The sequence below is a fragment of the Miniimonas arenae genome (genome assembly GCF_006351005.1).
GTDB classification, from domain to species: domain Bacteria; phylum Actinomycetota; class Actinomycetes; order Actinomycetales; family Beutenbergiaceae; genus Miniimonas; species Miniimonas arenae.
The window spans coordinates 1-16,730 of record NZ_VENP01000003.1 but is presented as its reverse complement, the minus strand read 5'-3'; the positions used below and the strand labels follow the sequence as shown (position 1 = coordinate 16,730).

15 protein-coding genes and 1 riboswitch are annotated in these 16,730 nt (G+C 72.4%); of the genes, 8 read left to right on the top strand and 7 right to left on the bottom strand.

Features of this window, described 5'->3' with window-relative positions:
• Positions 1-162 precede the first annotated feature (162 nt).
• The 7 genes from FH969_RS01645 (at position 163) to FH969_RS01615 (ending at position 8,715) form a co-directional block, all read left to right on the top strand.
• Positions 163-1,062, top strand: a complete 900-nt coding sequence (locus FH969_RS01645; protein WP_139985661.1) for an NAD(P)H-binding protein — start codon at positions 163-165, stop codon at positions 1,060-1,062.
• A gap of 190 nt (positions 1,063-1,252) precedes the next feature.
• The gene (locus FH969_RS01640; RefSeq protein ID WP_139985659.1) at positions 1,253-1,933 is read left to right on the top strand and encodes a CPBP family intramembrane glutamic endopeptidase; all 681 of its coding nucleotides are present in this window, start codon (positions 1,253-1,255) and stop codon (positions 1,931-1,933) included.
• A gap of 615 nt (positions 1,934-2,548) precedes the next feature.
• Positions 2,549-3,913: an ABC transporter substrate-binding protein gene (locus FH969_RS01635; RefSeq protein ID WP_139985657.1), complete on the top strand. Its 1,365-nt coding sequence runs from the start codon at positions 2,549-2,551 to the stop codon at positions 3,911-3,913.
• Between the two features lie 137 nt (positions 3,914-4,050).
• Positions 4,051-5,184 (top strand): carbohydrate ABC transporter permease, encoded by a 1,134-nt coding sequence (locus FH969_RS01630; RefSeq protein WP_370445335.1) that lies wholly within the window; start codon positions 4,051-4,053, stop codon positions 5,182-5,184.
• Positions 5,181-6,089, top strand: coding sequence for a carbohydrate ABC transporter permease (locus tag FH969_RS01625; RefSeq protein WP_139985655.1), 909 nt, complete (start codon positions 5,181-5,183; stop codon positions 6,087-6,089). Before FH969_RS01630 ends, FH969_RS01625 begins: the two co-directional genes overlap by 4 nt.
• Positions 6,090-6,211: 122 nt before the next feature.
• Positions 6,212-7,216, top strand: a complete 1,005-nt coding sequence (locus FH969_RS01620) for a LacI family DNA-binding transcriptional regulator (RefSeq protein WP_139985653.1) — start codon at positions 6,212-6,214, stop codon at positions 7,214-7,216.
• Between the two features lie 134 nt (positions 7,217-7,350).
• On the top strand, positions 7,351-8,715 hold the full coding sequence (locus tag FH969_RS01615; protein ID WP_108720055.1) for an MFS transporter: 1,365 nt from the start codon (positions 7,351-7,353) through the stop codon (positions 8,713-8,715).
• Positions 8,716-8,948: 233 nt separating this feature from the next.
• Here the strand turns inward: FH969_RS01615 and FH969_RS01610 are convergent, their stop codons facing one another.
• The 3 genes from FH969_RS01610 to FH969_RS01600 form a co-directional block, all read right to left on the bottom strand.
• Positions 8,949-9,263, bottom strand: coding sequence for a YbjQ family protein (locus FH969_RS01610; RefSeq protein ID WP_108718402.1), 315 nt, complete (start codon positions 9,261-9,263; stop codon positions 8,949-8,951).
• A 129-nt stretch (positions 9,264-9,392) separates the two neighbouring features.
• Entirely contained in the window at positions 9,393-10,619 is a 1,227-nt protein-coding gene (locus FH969_RS01605) for an O-succinylhomoserine sulfhydrylase (RefSeq protein ID WP_139985652.1), read from the bottom strand.
• Complete coding sequence (locus tag FH969_RS01600) at positions 10,616-11,026, bottom strand: rhodanese-like domain-containing protein (RefSeq protein WP_139985650.1); 411 nt, start codon at positions 11,024-11,026, stop codon at positions 10,616-10,618. Before FH969_RS01600 ends, FH969_RS01605 begins: the two co-directional genes overlap by 4 nt.
• Positions 11,027-11,036: 10 nt before the next feature.
• A riboswitch (SAM riboswitch) is annotated at positions 11,037-11,135 on the bottom strand.
• 415 nt (positions 11,136-11,550) lie between these two features.
• On the opposite strand from FH969_RS01600, the gene lpdA reads away from it, so the two are divergent.
• Positions 11,551-12,945 (top strand): dihydrolipoyl dehydrogenase, encoded by a 1,395-nt coding sequence (gene lpdA, locus FH969_RS01595; protein ID WP_139985648.1) that lies wholly within the window; start codon positions 11,551-11,553, stop codon positions 12,943-12,945.
• 184 nt (positions 12,946-13,129) lie between these two features.
• Here the strand turns inward: lpdA and FH969_RS01590 are convergent, their stop codons facing one another.
• The 4 genes from FH969_RS01590 to FH969_RS15385 form a co-directional block, all read right to left on the bottom strand.
• Positions 13,130-13,795, bottom strand: coding sequence for an SIMPL domain-containing protein (locus FH969_RS01590; protein ID WP_180359616.1), 666 nt, complete (start codon positions 13,793-13,795; stop codon positions 13,130-13,132).
• A gap of 202 nt (positions 13,796-13,997) precedes the next feature.
• Positions 13,998-14,639 carry a hypothetical protein gene (locus FH969_RS01585; protein WP_139985644.1) on the bottom strand — a complete coding sequence of 214 codons (642 nt, stop codon included), beginning with the start codon at positions 14,637-14,639 and terminating at the stop codon, positions 13,998-14,000.
• 2 nt (positions 14,640-14,641) lie between these two features.
• Positions 14,642-15,841 carry an FAD-dependent oxidoreductase gene (locus FH969_RS01580; protein ID WP_139985642.1) on the bottom strand — a complete coding sequence of 400 codons (1,200 nt, stop codon included), beginning with the start codon at positions 15,839-15,841 and terminating at the stop codon, positions 14,642-14,644.
• Positions 15,842-15,898: 57 nt separating this feature from the next.
• The coding region (locus tag FH969_RS15385; RefSeq protein WP_218975231.1) for a PTS sugar transporter subunit IIA at positions 15,899-16,730 on the bottom strand (832 nt) is incomplete at its 5' end.

Here is a 16,730-nt window from a genome sequence, read left to right as displayed (position 1 = left end):
GGAGGAACGCTGTGGGACGCCGGAGGAACGCTGTGCGACGCCCGCAGGCCGAACCGGGCCTCGCCGTCGAACCCCGCGCTCCCCACCCCTGCGGGCGGGCCGCCATGTCGGTGGCGCGGGTTACGCTCGCGACTTGCAGCCGGACGAGGCAGGGAGCAGGGCATGACGCGAGTGCTCGTGACGGGTGCGACGGGCTTCGTGGGCTCGCACGTCGCCGACGCGCTGGTCCGCGAGGGCCACGAGGTACGCGCGATGACCCGCCATCCGGACACCTACGAGGGCGCGGGGGACCCTGTGTTCGGCGACGTCGCCGACCCGTCCTCGATGGCGGCGGCACTCGAGGGCGTCGACGCGGCCTACTACCTCGTGCACTCGCTGGCGTCGGCGGACTTCGAACGGCTCGACGCCGAGGCGTCCCGCACGTTCGGGGCCGCGGCCGCCGAGGCGGGGCTCCGGCAGATCGTCTACCTGGGCGGCCTCGGGCGCGACGACAGCACGCTCTCGGCGCACCTGCGCTCGCGGCGCGAGGTCGAGCGGCTGCTCGCCGACGGGGGCGTGCCCCTGACGGTGCTGCGCGCCGCGATCGTCATCGGCCACGGCGGCATCTCGTGGGAGATCACGCGCCAGCTCGCGGTGAACCTCCCGGCGATGGTCGCGCCGCGCTGGGTCAGCACGCGGACGCAGCCGATCGCGCTCGAGGACGTGGTGCGCTACCTCGTCGGCGTGCTCGACAACCCCGACGCCATGGGGCGCGTGTTCGAGGTCGGCGGCGCGGACGTGCTGACCTATGCGGACATGATGCGGCACGTGGGCAAGCATCTGGGCAAGCCACTGCCGATCCTCACGGTCCCGCTGCTCACGCCCCGGCTGTCCTCGCACTGGCTCTCCTTCGTGACCGACGTCGACACCGCGACGGCGCGCACGCTCGTCGACTCGATGGACGTCGAGGTGGTCGTGAGCGACGACTCGATCCGCCGCGTCGTGCCGGGGGAGGTCCTCGGCTACGCCGACGCCGTGCGGCACGCGCTCATCGCGCGCGAGCAGGACCGTGGCGTCGACTGAGCACGGGACGCCCGACGGCGAGCCACCCCTCCCGCGCAACCCTCATCTCGCGCCCGGCGCAGGTTCGCCCGACGGCGAACCGCCCCTCCCGCGCAACCCACACCTCGCGCCCTTCGCAGGTTCGCCCGCGGACCCCAAGTCCCATCTGCACCCCAGTAGCGCGCGACGCGCCGGTCGGGCGCACCGCGTCGTGCGTCGGGTGTTCGTCGAGGAGGCCCGGCCGACCCCGGAGACGTCCCCCGCGGCACTGCGCCGTCGCCGGGTCGTGGTCGCGGCGACCCTCCTGATCGGTGCGCTGCTACTGGGACTCTCGTTCGCCGTCGAGCAGGGTGAGGCGCTGTTCTACCCGCTGACGATCGGGCTCGCCGCGACGTGGGTGGTGGGCGCGTTCGCGTCCGGGCCGCTGCACCTGGGCCACATCGTGTTCCGCGACACGCTGCGCCGGCCTGTGCTCACACCGATCGCGGTCGGGCTCGGGCTGGCGGCGGTGTTCATCGTGGGCGGGCTGGCGATCCGGTCGGTGCCCGCGCTCGCGACCCTCACCCAGGACGTGCTGGGGTACGCGAGCGACGGGGTGCTCGCCGTCGTCATCGCGATCACGCTGCTGAACGGCGTGGCCGAGGAGCTCTTCTTCCGCGGCGCGCTGTACGCGGCGCTGCCGGCGCGACGCGCGGTGGCGCTGTCGACGGTGGCGTACGTGCTCGCGACGCTGCCGTCCGGGAACCTCGTGCTCGTCTTCGCGGCGGCGGTGCTGGGCGTGGTGGTCGGCTTCGAGCGGCGAGCCAGCGGCGGGATCCTCGGACCCGCGCTCACGCACGTGACGTGGTCGCTCGCGATGCTGCTCGTGCTTCCGGCGGTCTTCGGCGCCTGACGGCGGCGCGCTTCCTCGATCTGCTTCACGTGGCGCCCACCCCAGCGTCCGCCCGCCACCGCAGAGCGACTCGTCGCGACGCCACAGCGACTGTCCGTGACGCCAGAGCGACTGTCCGCAACGCCACAGCGACCAGCGCAGCGCTGCTCGGCGGTCACAACCGGCTGACCAGCACTGATGCTCGCGGGGCGTCGAACGATTGGCATGTGGGTCGCTCTGGCGTCGCGGACAGTCGCTCTGACGTCGCGGACAGTCGCTCTGACGTCGCGGACGGTCGCTCTGGCGTCGCGGACAGTCGCTCCCGCGCCACCGGCGAGTGCGCGAGAGGCCGCAAGCTCCGCCATCGAGACCGCAAGCACCGCATCCGGCAAGCCCGACGCGACCACGAACCCCTCCACCCACCCGCAGATAACGATCCGATCACGTCCGACGCGCCCGAACCCACGCTGACCTGCGCAAACGCACACGCAGCTGCCAACACCGTGATACCGCTCCCAGAAGTGTGGTTGCGCTTCCACGCCGAGCATGTGACGCTGCTCTCAGGTGAGAGCGCTTCCACGATCGCCTCACTCTCGGGCACGGCAGGTGCCCGACCGATGACGAAGGAGTCACACCGTGCGCAGTTCCCGTACCCGCAGCGTCGCCACGGCGACGGCACTCGCAGCGAGCCTCGCGCTCGTCCTCACCGCCTGCGGCGGCGGTTCCGGATCCGGTTCCGACGCCACCGGCGACTCGACACAGGCCGCGGGCGGCGACGCCTCGACCGACGCCGGCGCAGGTTCCGGCGAGCAGATCAAGCTCACCGTCGCGACGTTCAACGACTTCGGCTACACCGACGAGCTCTTCGACCAGTACGAGGCCGACCACCCCGGCGTCACGGTCGAGCAGGTCAAGGCCGCCAAGTCCGAGGACGCCCGCACCAACATGACCACCAAGCTCGGCGCCGGCGGCACGGGCCTGGCGGACATTGAGGCGATCGAGGTCGACTGGCTACCCGAGCTCATGCAGTACCCCGACCTTTTCGTCGACCTGTCCGACCCCGCGCTCGCCGACCGCTGGGTGCAGTGGAAGGTCGACCAGGCCACCACGACCGACGGCAAGCTCATCGGCTACGGCACCGACATCGGCCCCGAGGCGATCTGCTACCGCCAGGACCTGTTCGAGGCCGCGGGCCTGCCGAGCACGCCCGACGAGGTCGCCACGCTGCTCGGCGGCGACGACGCCACCTGGGACACCTACTTCGAGGTCGGCAAGCAGTTCGTCGCCGCCTCCGACTCCGCCTGGTACGACTCGGCCTCGGCCACCTACCAGGGCATGGTCAACCAGCTCACCAACGCCTACGAGGAGTCCGACGGCACCCCGAAGGACCTCGCCACGAACCAGCCGATCATCGACCTGTGGACGCAGGTCACCCAGGCGAGCGCCGACGGCCTGTCCGCCGGCCTCGAGCAGTGGTCCGCCGACTGGGACGCCGCGTTCCAGAAGGACGGCTTCGCCACCATGCTCTGCCCGGCCTGGATGACCGGCCCGATCGAGGAGCGCGCCGGCGGCGTGACCGGCTGGAACGTCGCGGACGTCTTCCCCGGCGGCGGCGGCAACTGGGGCGGCTCGTTCCTCACCGTCCCCGCCTCGGGCGCCAACACCGAGGCCGCCAAGGAGCTCGCCGCCTGGCTGACGAGCCCCGAGGTGCAGACGCAGGCGTTCACCTCGGCCGGCACCTTCCCCTCGCAGATCGAGGCGCAGAGCTCCACGGCGGTCCAGGAGTTCACGAACCCGTTCTTCAACGACGCCCCGGTCGGCGCGATCTTCTCCGCTCGTGCGCAGGCCATCAAGGGTGCCCCGTTCAAGGGCCCGAACTACTTCTCGATCCACACCGCGGTGCAGGACGGCCTCAAGCGCGTCGACGTCGAGAAGACCGACGACGCCGACAGCTCCTGGGCCAAGTCGGTCCAGGCGTTCAAGGACCTCGGCCTGTCCTGACGGTCCGATGACCCCGGTGCCGGTGCGGTGCGCGAGAGCGCGCCGCACCGGCACCCGCCGGTCCAGCCCTCCCCGTCAGCCCACCACCGTCAGGCCAGGACCCCATGACCAGCACCCTCTCCCGGAGGGCGGGCACCATGACCGACCCCGCGCCACCGCGCACCCCGCGCCGCGTCGCCTTCTCCCAGAAGCTCTCGCGCTGGGACGTCAAGGTCTCCCCCTACCTCTTCATCTCCCCCTTCTTCCTGCTGTTCGCCCTCACCGGCCTGTTCCCCCTCCTGTACACCGCGGTCGTCTCGGTGCACGAGTGGAACCTGCTGGGCGGCCAGGGTGACTTCGTCGGCCTGCAGAACTACGTCGACGTGCTCGGCCAGGCGACGTTCTGGAAGTCCCTGCGCAACACCTTCTCGATCTTCCTGCTCAGCTCGGTGCCGCAGGTCGTCGCCGCCATCGTGCTCGCCGCGCTGCTGGACCAGAACCTGCGCTCGGCGACCTTCTGGCGGATGGGCGTGCTGCTGCCCTACGTCGTCGCCCCCGTCGCGGTCTCGATGATCTTCGGCCGCCTCTTCGCCGACCAGTACGGGCTCGTCAACAGCCTCCTCACCGGCATCGGCCTCGACCCGATCGCCTGGCACGCGAGCCCGCTCGCCAGCCACGTCGCGATCGCCACGATGGTGAACTTCCGCTGGACGGGCTACAACGCCCTCATCTTCCTCGCGGCCATGCAGGCTGTGCCGCGCGAGCTCTACGAGGCCGCGATCATCGACGGCGCCGGCCGCATCCGGCAGTTCTTCTCCGTCACGGTCCCGCAGATCCGCGCCACGGTGATCTTCGTGGTCATCACCTCCACGATCGGCGGCCTGCAGATCTTCGACGAGCCCCGCATGTTCGACGCCCAGGGCCTCGGCGGCGCCGACCGCCAGTGGATGACCACCGTCCTCTACCTCTACGACGTCGCCTGGGGCAACCAGAAGAACTTCGGCCGTGCGGCCGCGATCGCGTGGCTGCTGTTCCTCCTCATCCTGCTCATCGGTCTCGTGAACTTCGCGCTCACGCGCAGGATCGCCGACGACGGCGGGCGCGGCCGGTCCGCCCGTCGGCGCGCCTTGCGCCGCAGGGGAGTCGTGCCCGTGCCCGACGGCGAGCCTCGCCCCACGCGCCCGAGTGCGGTCGCGAGCGCCGCACTTCCCCCCGCACGCACGGCGGGCGCGAGCGACACCGACCCCGACGCCGGCCCCGCCACTTCCGACCCCGAGAGGAGCGCGTCATGAGCTCCCTGCCCGTCGTCGCCCAGACCGCCGGACCGCGCGCGGCCCGGGCCGCCGCTCGCCGTCGCGGGTCGGGCGGGGTGAACCGCCGACCGCGCTGGGTCACGTACGTGATCCTCGCCGTCGTGATCGTGATCTCGATCTTCCCGCTGTACTACACGGCGGTGCTCGGCTCGAGCGACCAGCAGGCGATCTCGCGCGACCCGTTCCCGCAGCTGTTCCCGGACCTCTCGCTGTTCGACCGGTTCGCGGAGATCATGGGCTCCACCGCGATCAACTTCTGGAACGGCGCGGTCAACTCGGCTGTCATCGCGGTGGTGGTGTCGCTGTCCACCGTGCTGTTCTCCACGCTTGCCGGCTTCTCGTTCGCGAAGCTGCGCTTCCGCGGGCGCGGGCCGCTGCTCGTGTTCGTCATCGCGACGATGGCCGTGCCGACGCAGCTCGGCGTCATCCCGATGTACATCCTCGCGACGCGACTCGGCTGGGTCGGCTCGATCGAGGCCGTCATCGTGCCGGCGCTCGTGACAGCGTTCGGGGTGTTCTGGATGACCCAGTACCTCGGTGAGGCGCTGCCCTACGAGCTCGTCGAGGCCGCGCGGGTCGACGGCGCGAGCGTGCTGCGGACCTTCTGGTCCGTGGCGCTCCCGGCCGCGCGCCCCGCGGCCGCGATGCTCGCGCTGTTCACGTTCGTCGCCCAGTGGACCAACTTCTTCTGGCCCTCGATCGTGCTGAACCAGTCCAACCCGACGCTGCCGATCGTGGTGCGCTCGCTGCAGGCCACGTACTTCGTGGACTACTCCCTCCTCATGGCGGGCGTGCTTCTCGTGACGCTCCCGCTCATCGTCGTGTTCCTGTTCACCGGCAAGCAGCTCGTCGCCGGGATCATGCAGGGCGCGGTCAAGGGGTGAGCTGACGCTCGCGCCCACCCACCGGCTCTCCAGGCACCGGCGCCTGGAGAGCCGGTCTCCGCTGACGGCGGCGCACCCGCGCGGCGGCCTACGATGACGGCCGGAGAGACGAGGGAGCAGGGATGAGCACGATCAGCGGTCGGGCGCCGACGCTCGACGAGGTCGCACGCGAGGCCGGGGTGTCGCGCTCCACCGCCTCGCGGGCGATCAACGGAGGCAAGCGCGTCTCCCCCACCGCCCAGGCCGCCGTCGACGACGCCGTGCAGCGCCTCGGCTTCACCCCCAACCCCGCCGCGCGGGCGCTCGCGACGCAGCAGACCGGCTCGGTCGCCCTCGTCATCCCCGAGCCGGACGACCGCTTCCTCAACGACCCGTTCCTCCTCGGCGTGCTGCGCGGGGTGTCCGGCGCGCTCGCGGTCACCGAGCTGCAGCTCGTGCTGCTCATCAGCAACCGCACGCCCGGCCGCCTCGTGCGCTACCTCCAGGCCGGGCACGTCGACGGCGCGATCATCGCCTCCCCGCACCGCGGCGACCACCTCGAGGAGGGCCTGCGCGGGTCACGCCCGATCGTGTTCATCGGCCGTCCGTTCGAGATGAACGGGCTCAGCTTCGTCGACGTCGACAACGTCACCGGCGCCCGGCTCGCCACCGAGGTGCTCGTCCGCGCAGGTCGCACGCGCATCGGCACGGTCGCCGGACCGACGGACATGACCGCCGGCCAGGACCGGTTCATCGGCTGGCAGGAGGCGCTGGACGCGGCCGGCCTGCCGCACGACGCGGCCGAGGCCGCCGACTTCTCCGTGCCCGCCGCGGAGGCCGCGGCCGAGCGCCTGCTCGACGCGCACGACGTCGACGCGATCTTCGTCGCCTCCGACACGATGGCCGTGGGCGTGCGGCGCGCGCTGGACCGCCGCGGTCTGCGCGTGCCCGACGACGTCGCGCTCGTCGGGTTCGACGACCTCGGCACCGCGGAGCTCATGCACCCGCGGCTCACCACGATGTCCAACCCCGTGCTCGACCTGTCGGCCCGCGCCACCTCGATGCTGCTCGCCCGCCTGACCGACCCGTCGCTGCCGCCCGAGCACGTCCTCCTGCCGACGCGGCTGGTCCCGGGCGGTTCGGTGTGACGCATCCCGAGGCCCCGGACGGGGAGGCGGTCACGACCGAGACGACACCGGCAGAGACGACACCGACCGGGGCGAGGCCCACGGGCACGGCGCCCGCGAGGCCGCGCACCAGCCCCGCGCGCTACGGCGTCGGGATGTTCGGCACCTCGATCCCGATCAACCTCATCAAGGGGTCGATGCTGTTCTTCTACGTCGACCTGCTCGGGATGGACGCCGCGGTCTTCGCCGGCGTCTACGCCGTGTACGGGATCATCGACGCGATCGACAACCCCGTGTTCGGCTACCTCTCCGACCGCACGCGGACCCGGTGGGGCCGACGCAAGCCGTACCTCGTCGTGGGGTCGGCGGTCCTGCTGCTCGCCAGCATCGCGCTGTTCGCCGTGCCCGGCGGGGTGGCCTCCTCCGCGACGGCGCTGGTGGTCTGGTTCGCGATCTTCGCCGTGCTGGCCGAGATGGCCGACTCCCTCATCAACGCCAACTACGGCGCGCTGCTGCCGGAGCTCTTCCCGGCCGAACGCGTGCGCGCGTCCGCCAACGCGATCCGCCAGGGCTGCCAGCTCCTCGCGATGATCCTCGCGCTCGGGCTGACGCCGGTGCTCGCGCAGAACGTGCTCGGCTGCCCCGTGGACGCCGCCGGCTGCGCCGACCCCACGGTGGGCTACACCCGGCTGGCCGTGATCTTCGCGGTGCTCGGCGTCGCCGTGATCCTCTACATGACGTTCGGCGTGCACGAGGACCCGCAGGCCTCCCACGAGGAGCGTCCGCCGTTCCTCGCCTCGATCCGGCAGATCCTCACCAACCGCTACTTCTGGACCATCGGCGTGGTCAACGCCTGCTACGGCTCGGCCATGGCGCTCGTGCTCAACGGCCTCCAGCTCTACGTGCGCTACTCCCTCGGCGGCGGCGGGCTGGACGCGACGATCCTGCAGGTCGTCGTCGTGGTCGGGGCGATCGGGATGCTCGCGGTGTGGGCGCGGCTCGTGCGGCGCTGGGGTGCGGAGCGTACGTGGAAGCGCGCGCTGCCGATCGCGGCGGTCGCGTTCGCGCCGCTGTTCTTCGTGCAGGACCTGCTCGGCGCCGTGATCGCGGGGCTCTGCGTCGCCGTCGGGTACTCCGGCGTCCTCGCGACGAACGACCTCATCATGGCCCGCGTCCTCGACGACGACGCCACCCGGCACGGCGTGCACCGCGAGGGCATCTTCCTGTCGGCGTTCGGGGTGCTCGGCCGGCTCAACGGACTCGTGGTGGCCGCCGCGCTCGCCTCGCTCACGCTGTTCTTCGGCTACCGGTCCGGCGCGACGCCAGGCCCCAACCCGGACCTGGCGTTCCGCTTCTACCTGTCCGTCTACCCCGTGATCCTGCTCGTCATCGGCACCGTGATCTCCCGCTTCGTGCACGTGCCGGGCTGGGACCCGCGCAACCCGGACGCGGGGCGCGACGGCCGGACCGGCGCGGCGGGTGAGCGCGTCGAGGTGCTGCGCGGTGACCTCGGCGACTGACGTCGGGTGAGATGTGACGGTCGTCTCGGCTCGCGGCGTGGACATCGCGCACGCGTGGCCGCCGAAGACCGCTACGGTGGCCGCGGTGTGCGCGGCCGAGCGCTGCGTCACCGCCGCGGACCTGCGGGGGGCGAGCGACGCCGTCGGGCACGACGGCGTGCCGCGCCCTCCCCTCCCAGCTCCTGCGCGAGTACGGCCCGAAGCGGGCGGGGCCGTACTCGCGCAGGTACCGCCTACTGCAGGATGACGGCCGTCCCGTAGGCGACGACCTCCTGGTAGGAACCGCCGATGTCGTTGCTGTCGTAGCGCATCGCGAGCACCGCGTTCGCGCCCAGCGCCTGCGCGTTCTCGCACATCCGACCGTAGGCCTCGTCGCGGGTCTCCTGGAGCTGCTGCGTGAGCCCCTTGAGCTCGCCGCCGCCGATCGCCTTGAAGCCGGCGCCGAGCTGCGCGCCGATGTGCCGCGCGCGCACGGTGATGCCGGAGACCTCACCGAGGACGCGCACGACCTGCGCGCCCGGGACGTCGTTCATGGTGGAGACGAACATTGGCCTGCTCCTCGACTCTGGTCGGGGTCGGCCGTCCCGACCCCCGCAGCACGGTACGCCGACGGGGACCCCCGCGGGCCCGTCTAGCGGGGGCCTGTCTCACCAGCACCCGCGTCGAACCGGCCCGCGTCAGAACGGAGCCGCGAGCCCCCGCGCGAGGTCGTCGAGCAGGTCTGCGGGATCCTCCAGGCCGACGGACAGCCGGATCGTCGTCTCGGCGATGCCGGTGCGCTGTCGACCGGCGTAGCCCGTCTTCATGTGCGTCGTCGTCGCGGGGTGCGTGACGAGCGACTTGGCGTCGCCGAGGTTGTTCGAGATGTCGATGAGCCGCAGAGCGTCGAGGAACGCGAACGAGCGCAGCTTGCCGCCCTCGGGGTCGCTCGGGCCGTCGAGGGTGAACGCGACGACCGTCCCGCCCGCGGTCTGCTGCGTGGTGGCGAGCTCGTGCTGCGGGTGCGAGGGCAGGTACGGGTAGCGCACGCCCACCACGCCGGGCTGGTCCTCGAGCCACCGCGCCACGGCGAGCGCGCTCTCGGACTGACGCTGGACGCGCAGGTCCACCGTCTCCAGGCCCTTGAGCAGCACCCACGAGTTGAACGGGCTGATCGTCGGGCCGGTGTTGCGCAGGAACGTCTGCAGCGGCCCGGTCACGTACTCGCGCGAGCCGAGCACCGCGCCGCCCATCACGCGCCCCTGGCCGTCGATGTGCTTGGTCGCGGAGTACACGACGACGTCCGCGCCGAACGCGAGCGGGCGCTGCAGGGCCGGCGTCGCGAACACGTTGTCCACGATGACCGTCGCGCCCGCGGCGTGCGCGAGCCGGGACACCTCGGCGATGTCCACGATGTCCTGCATCGGGTTCGACGGCGTCTCGAAGAACACGACGTCGGCCGGCGTCGCGAGCGCCTGCGCCCACTGCTCGTTGACGTGCGCGTCGACGTAGACGGTCTCGATGCCCCAGGAGGTGAACAGCTCGTCGAGCACGAGCAGCGTCGAGCCGAACATTGCCCGGCCGGCCACGATGCGCGACCCCTGGCGCACGAGGCTCGCCATCGAGGCGAACACGGCCGCCATGCCCGACGCCGTCGCGAAGCACGCCTCGGCGCCCTCGATGAGGCGCAGACGCTCCTCGAACGCGGACGTGGTGGGGTTGGCGTAGCGCGTGTAGGAGAACCGGTCGAGCTCGGCGAGGAAGGTCGCCTCGGCGTCGGCCGCGCGCGGGTAGACGTAGCCCTGCGTGAGAAACAGCGGCTCGGAGGTCTCCATGAACCCGGTGCGCTCCTGGCCGCCGCGCACCGCGAGGGTCGCGGGGCGCAGGCCGTCGGGCAGGGCGCTGCGGGGCTGCGGGTCGGTCACGCCTGCTCCCCGTCCCACCGGGCCACGGGCAGACCGGTGCCGGCCCACCCGGCCTCGCTCGCCGTCGCGCCCTCGTACCCCTCGACGACGTTGTACGCCGGACCGAGGCCCGCCTGCGTCGCGAGGCGCGCCGCGGCCACGCTGCGCCCGCCCGCCTTGCAGACGAACAGCACGGGACGCGAGTCGCCGGGGGTCAGCCCGGCGTCCGCGAGCGCCGTGAGGAAGTCGGGGTTGGGGCCCGCTGCCGTGAGCAGCGGGTCGAGCACGACGCGCCGGTGCAGCGGCCCGAGGTCGGGAATCCCGACCTCCGCCCACTCCTGCGGCGTGCGCACGTCCACCAGGACGGCTTCCTCGTGGTTCTCCAGCAGCTCCCACGCCTCGGCAGGCGTCAGGTCGGCCTCGTACATCACTCTCACCTCTCCATCGGTCCTGGCATGAGCACCCTCTCCCGCGTGAGGTCGCGGGGGGTTGCTGCAGCGTCGTCGAGCCAGGTCTCTCGGCTGCTCTGGATGGTCACGGACGATCGTAGTGCCCGACGGCGAGCCCCGCCGCCCGCTTCATCGCCGCAGTTCGGCGGTGGTCGGGGTGCGGGGCGCCACGTCAGGACTCAGCCGCGCCGCAGCACGCGTAGCCGCGCCAGGCGTGGACACCGCGGAGGCCATGTCCACGTCAGCCGCGCCGCAGCACGCGCAGCCGCGCCAGGCGTGGACACCGCGGAGGCCATGTCCACGTGGGTCGCGCGGCAGCACGTGTGACCGCGTCAGGCGTGGACACCCCGGAGGCCATGTCCACGTCAACCGCGCCGCAGCACGTGTAGCCGTGGCGACTGGTGCTCGGAGGCGAGGCTCGCCGTCGTGCGCCGCGGGAGACGTGACCGAGGCGACGCCGCACGGCGTCGAATCGCGGGTACCGCGGAACTAGGCTGAGGGCCATGGCTTCCCACTTTGATGTCGTTGTCCTCGGTGCGGGCCCCGGTGGCTACGTCGCCGCCATCCGTGCAGCGCAGCTCGGCAAGTCCGTCGCCGTCGTCGAGAAGAAGTACTGGGGCGGTGTGTGCCTCAACGTCGGGTGCATCCCCTCCAAGGCGCTGCTGAAGAACGCCGAGCTGGCGCACACGCTCACCCACGAGAAGGCCAAGTACGGCATCGAGGGCGAGGCGACGATGGCGTACGGCCCGACGCACGCGCGCAGCCGTCAGGTGTCCGCCGGCATCGTCAAGGGCGTCCACTTCCTCATGAAGAAGAACAAGATCACCGAGATCGACGGCTGGGGCACGCTGACGTCCCCCACGTCGATGGACGTGGCCCTGAACTCGGGTGAGACCGAGAACGTCACGTTCGACACCCTGATCCTCGCCACCGGGTCCGTCACGCGGATGCTCCCGGGCGTGCAGGTGAGCAAGAACGTCGTCACCTACGAGGAGCAGATCCTCGACGCCGACCTGCCGGGCTCGATCATCATCGCCGGCTCGGGCGCGATCGGCGTGGAGTTCGCCTACGTCATGACCAACTTCGGCGTCGACGTGACGATCGTGGAGTTCCTGGACCGGATGGTCCCGACCGAGGACGCCGACGTGTCCAAGGAGCTTGCCAAGCACTACAAGAAGCTCGGCGTGAAGGTGCTGACGGGCACCAAGGTCGAGTCGGTCGAGGACACCGGGTCGGGCGTCAAGGTCACCGTCTCCGCGGGCGGTGAGCAGAAGGTGCTCGAGGCGGACCGGCTGCTGTCGGCGATCGGCTTCGCGCCGCGCACCGAGGGCTTCGGCCTGGAGAACATCGGCGTGAAGCTCACCGAGCGTGGCGCCATCGAGATCGACGACTACATGCGCACCAACGTCCCGAACGTCTACGCGATCGGCGACGTCACCGCGAAGATGATGCTCGCGCACGTCGCGGAGGCGCAGGGCGTCGTGGCCGCCGAGACCCTCGCGGGCGCCGAGACGATGTCGATCGACTACCGCTTCATCCCGCGCGCCACCTACTGCCACCCGCAGATCGGCTCGATGGGCCTCACCGAGCAGCAGGCCAAGGACGCCGGGCACGAGATCAAGGTCGCGACGTTCCCGTTCAGCGCGAACGGCAAGGCGCAGGGCCTCGGCGAGGGCGTCGGGTTCGTCAAGATCGTGGCCGACGCCGAGCGCAACGAGATCCTCGGCGCCCACATGATCGGCCCGGACGTCACCGAGCTGCTGCCCGCGATCAACGTGGCGCAGACGTGGGACCTCACCGCGGACGAGGTCTCGCGCGTCGTGTTCGCCCACCCGACGCTGGGCGAGGCCGTCAAGGAGGCCATGCACGGCATCTCGGGGCACATGATCAACTTCTGATCCTGGGCTCGTTCCGGCCTCGCATCACCGCCAGAGGCCGCGAACCATCGGCACGCCGAACCCGGCGCTCGGACACCGAGCGCCGGGTTCTGGCTTTCCGGGCCCGCCGAACGCTGAGCCCTGGTCACGGATCACTGCCGAACGCTGAGTCCTGGTCACGAACCACTGCCGAGCTCAGGGCCGCCTACGCCCCGTCAGCCTCGAAGTCCGCACTGACGGACACCGTGAGCTCGATGTCGTCCGGCCGCAGCTCGACGCCGCCACCGCGGCCACCCGAGTCCATCGCCATGGAGCGCATCATCGGCTGGACGGGTGGGCGGTCCCCGCCCGGGCGCAGCCCCTCCTCGTACAGCGCGACGAGCCGCGGCGACCCCAGGCCTGCGGCGCGCGCGAACACGAACGCCTTCGCGAGCGCGTCCCGGGTCGCGTCGACCCGGACGTCGTCGATCACCGAGTCGCGGCGGGAGTCCGTCAGGTCCCACGTGATCCCGGCGACCTCGACGTCCTCGCGCTCGGCCACCGCCACGCTCCACTCCGCGAGTGCGGTGAAGTCGCTGAACCGCACGCGCACGTCGGCCCGCGCCTGGAACCGGCGCACCTTGACCTGCTGGCCGTCGCGCTGCTCCCAGTCGATGAGCTGACCCGAGGACACCCCGTGCGAGCCCCACCACGTCGCGGCACCCGAGTCCACGTGCGCCTGCGCCTCCGCGCGCAAGTCCGTGTGGGTCCGGGTGACGCGTTCGAGCACCTCCCGCCGGTCGTCGCCGACGGCGGAGACCTCGACGCGCAGCGTTCCCCGCTCCGCCGGCAGCGCCCGCTCGGCGTGCCCCGTGACGGCGATCCTCACCATGGTCTGCCCCTCTCGTCCGGTCGAGTCGCGAAGCACGACGCCGCTCATGCCCTGCTCGATCGGGGCACGGACGTCGACTCCGGTCGGGCCAGTCTGCCCCCTCGTCCGCCGACGCCCAGCCCCACCAGGCACCAATCACCACGCGCCACCCACCGCCACCACCGCCGCCACCCACAGCCGCGGCGCACAGCCCAACCGCGCCTCACCCCCCGAGCTCGAGCACCCGCTCGCGGATCACGCGCCAGGTGTAGACGTGCTCGTCCCGGCCCAGCTCGAGCACCGAGAGCGTCGGCGTGCGCACCTCGACGTCCCGCAGTCCGACCTCGTGCACCGCCGCCACCAGCCCCGGCTCGTCGATCTCGGCGTCGAAGTACGCGAGCGACACGTGGGGACGGAACGCCGCGGCCTGCCGCTCGACGCCCAGCACCTCGCCGACCGCCCGTTCCTGGGCGGCCTTCATCCCCGCCAGCCAGCCCGGCAGCGGCCCGGTCAGCGCGAGCCCCTCCCGCCCGAGGAAGAGCGTGTCGAGGACGAGCGGACCGACGCCCGAGCTCGGCGTCGCGTCAGCGCCGAGCACCCGCAGCGCCACCTCCTCCAGCGCGTCCGGCGACACCTCGTCGACGAACCCGATCCCGGTCATCGTGAGGTGCAGCCACGGCACCGGCACCACGTCGACCCCGGCGCGCCCGCTCAGCGCGGGGAGGTAGCACTCGGCCTCGCGCACCAGCTCGGGTGCGACGCCGAACGTGAGGTGCACGGTCAGGTAGCGACGACCGCGCTCCCACCCCGGCCGCCACCACCAGTGGCTCGCCGTCCGCTCGAACTCCCCCCGGACCAGCTGCACGGCTACGTCCCGTACCCGCGTCGCGCGCCGGCCTCCGCGCGGCCGGTCAGCCGGAACGCCGCCGCCGGCCCGGGCCCGACGCCGAGCGCCAGGTCCGCGAGCACCTCGCCCACGGCGGGGGCGAACTTGTACCCGTGCCCTGAGAACCCCGCCCCGACCACCACGTCCCCGCGCCGGTCGAGCACGAAGTCCGTGCTCGCCGTCGACGTGTACGTGCACGAGATCGCCTCGAACCGGTCGGGGTCCGCGGCCGGCAGCCAGTCCGCGGCGTACCGCCGCAGGTCGGCCATCTGCCGCTCCTCGTAGGCGTACGTCCGCTCGTCCGGGTCGAGCACGGCGCCCGTGCCGTGCCAGCCCGCCTTGATCCCCTCGCCCGGCGTGTGCATGCCGTAGACGTCCGAGCGGAAGTAGGCGTCCGCGGGGTCGTCGGGGTCCGGCGCGTGGTTGAAGCCCGGCAGGTCGCCCGTCAGCAGGTCGGGGCGCACGACGGCGAAGTGCGCCGGCTGCTCCTGGGTCACCTCGAGCGTCGGCAGCGGCAGGTCCAGACCGCTGCTCGCCACAAGTCCGGCCGTCCACGCCCCGACGGTGAGGACGACGACGGCGCAGGTCACCTCCTCCTCGTCCGTCACCACCCGCACGCCGCCCTCGGGCAGCGGTTCCACCGCCCGCGCACGCGAGGAGAACCGCACGGTGCCGCCGTGGCGCGTGACGCCGTCGTGCATCGCGGCGAGCGCGTCCGCGGCCCGGACCCGGGCGCCGGAGGGGACCCAGAGGACGTCACGCCCGTCCCCGACGGGTGCGGGGCGGAAGCGCAGGGCCGGCCAGCGCTCGTGCGCCGCGTCGGCGGCGAGCCACTCCGCGTGCTCGCCGCGGGCGACGAGCGCGTCGCGGACCGCCTGCCACCGGGCGGTGCCGGCGAGCCCGCCGCCGTGGTTCACGAGGCCGACCGGGTCGAGGACCGGGGTCGCGGCCTGCTCGGCGAGGTCCGCCCACAGCTCGCGGGCGCGCAGGACGAGGTCGAGGTAGTGGTCGGAGGAGTACGCGGTGTTGAAGTTGCGGGTCGCGCCGTGGCTGGCGCCCTCGTGGTGACCGGGCTCGAAGCGTTCGAGCAGGAGCACGTCGGTGCCGCGCCGGGCGAGGTTCCACGCGGTCGCCGCCCCCATCACGCCGCCGCCGACGACCACCACCTGGACCTGGGTCATGGGGCCATCCTGGCGTGCGACGGCCCCGGGCCGCGAGGAGGTCGGGTGGTTGCGCGGTCAGTCGGCCGCGGGCACCGCCGCAGCGGCGCGCGCCACCGTGAGGACGGCGTCGCCGTGCGGCGCCCGGTCGGCGACCGGGAACGCCGGGGTGTTGAGGACCACGACCGGGGTCAGCAGCGAGGGCACACGGGGTCGAATCGCGTCGAGGTCGGCCGAGATGACGACGTCGCCGGCCCGGACCTCGTCGCCGACCGCGTGGTGCGCGGTGAACCCCTCGCCCTTGAGCTTCACCGTCTCGAGCCCGATGTGCACGAGCACCTCCAGCCCCTCGGGCGTCACGACGGCGAACGCGTGGCCGGTCGGGAAGAGCGTCGCGATCTGCCCCGACACCGGGCTGCGGAAGTCCCCCGACGTGGGGTCGATCGCGAACCCGTCGCCCATGAGCCGACCCGAGAAGACCTTGTCCGGCACGTCGGCCAGGTCGACGACGGCGCCCGGTGCGGGGGCGAGGATCGCGATCGGCGCGGGGGCCTCGCCGTCGTGCGCCTCGCCGTCGGACGCCGCACTCGCGACGGTGGCCTCGGCGGCGGACGCCTCGCCGTCGGGCGTCTCGACGTCCTGCGCCTCGCCGCCCTCGAGCTCGGCGAACTCGTCGTCGCCGCGGTTGTGCTCCGCGAGCAGCGCGGGCGTGAAGCCCCAGAGGGAGGTGATGACGAACCCGGCCACGTACCCGGCAAGCAGCCCCACGGAGTAGGCGAGGATCGCGTAGCCCTGCCCGTTGTCGCTCTGCAGGAGCGGCAGCAGCGCCCAGCCCGACGGGCCGATCGCCGTGGCCCCGAACGGGGCGACGAACTGGTTGAACGCACCCGCGACGGCGCCACCCACCGCG

Coding starts and splice junctions, on each gene's coding strand:
- FH969_RS01645 (WP_139985661.1), top strand. CDS start 163: ATGACGCGAGTGCTCGTGACGGGTGCGACGGGCTTCGTGGGCTCGCAC.
- FH969_RS01630 (WP_370445335.1), top strand. CDS start 4,051: ATGACCGACCCCGCGCCACCGCGCACCCCGCGCCGCGTCGCCTTCTCC.
- FH969_RS01625 (WP_139985655.1), top strand. CDS start 5,181: ATGAGCTCCCTGCCCGTCGTCGCCCAGACCGCCGGACCGCGCGCGGCC.
- FH969_RS01620 (WP_139985653.1), top strand. CDS start 6,212: ATGAGCACGATCAGCGGTCGGGCGCCGACGCTCGACGAGGTCGCACGC.
- FH969_RS01615 (WP_108720055.1), top strand. CDS start 7,351: ATGTTCGGCACCTCGATCCCGATCAACCTCATCAAGGGGTCGATGCTG.
- FH969_RS01610 (WP_108718402.1), bottom strand. CDS start 9,263: ATGTTCGTCTCCACCATGAACGACGTCCCGGGCGCGCAGGTCGTGCGC.
- FH969_RS01600 (WP_139985650.1), bottom strand. CDS start 11,026: ATGTACGAGGCCGACCTGACGCCTGCCGAGGCGTGGGAGCTGCTGGAG.
- lpdA (WP_139985648.1), top strand. CDS start 11,551: ATGGCTTCCCACTTTGATGTCGTTGTCCTCGGTGCGGGCCCCGGTGGC.
- FH969_RS01590 (WP_180359616.1), bottom strand. CDS start 13,795: ATGGTGAGGATCGCCGTCACGGGGCACGCCGAGCGGGCGCTGCCGGCG.
- FH969_RS01580 (WP_139985642.1), bottom strand. CDS start 15,841: ATGACCCAGGTCCAGGTGGTGGTCGTCGGCGGCGGCGTGATGGGGGCG.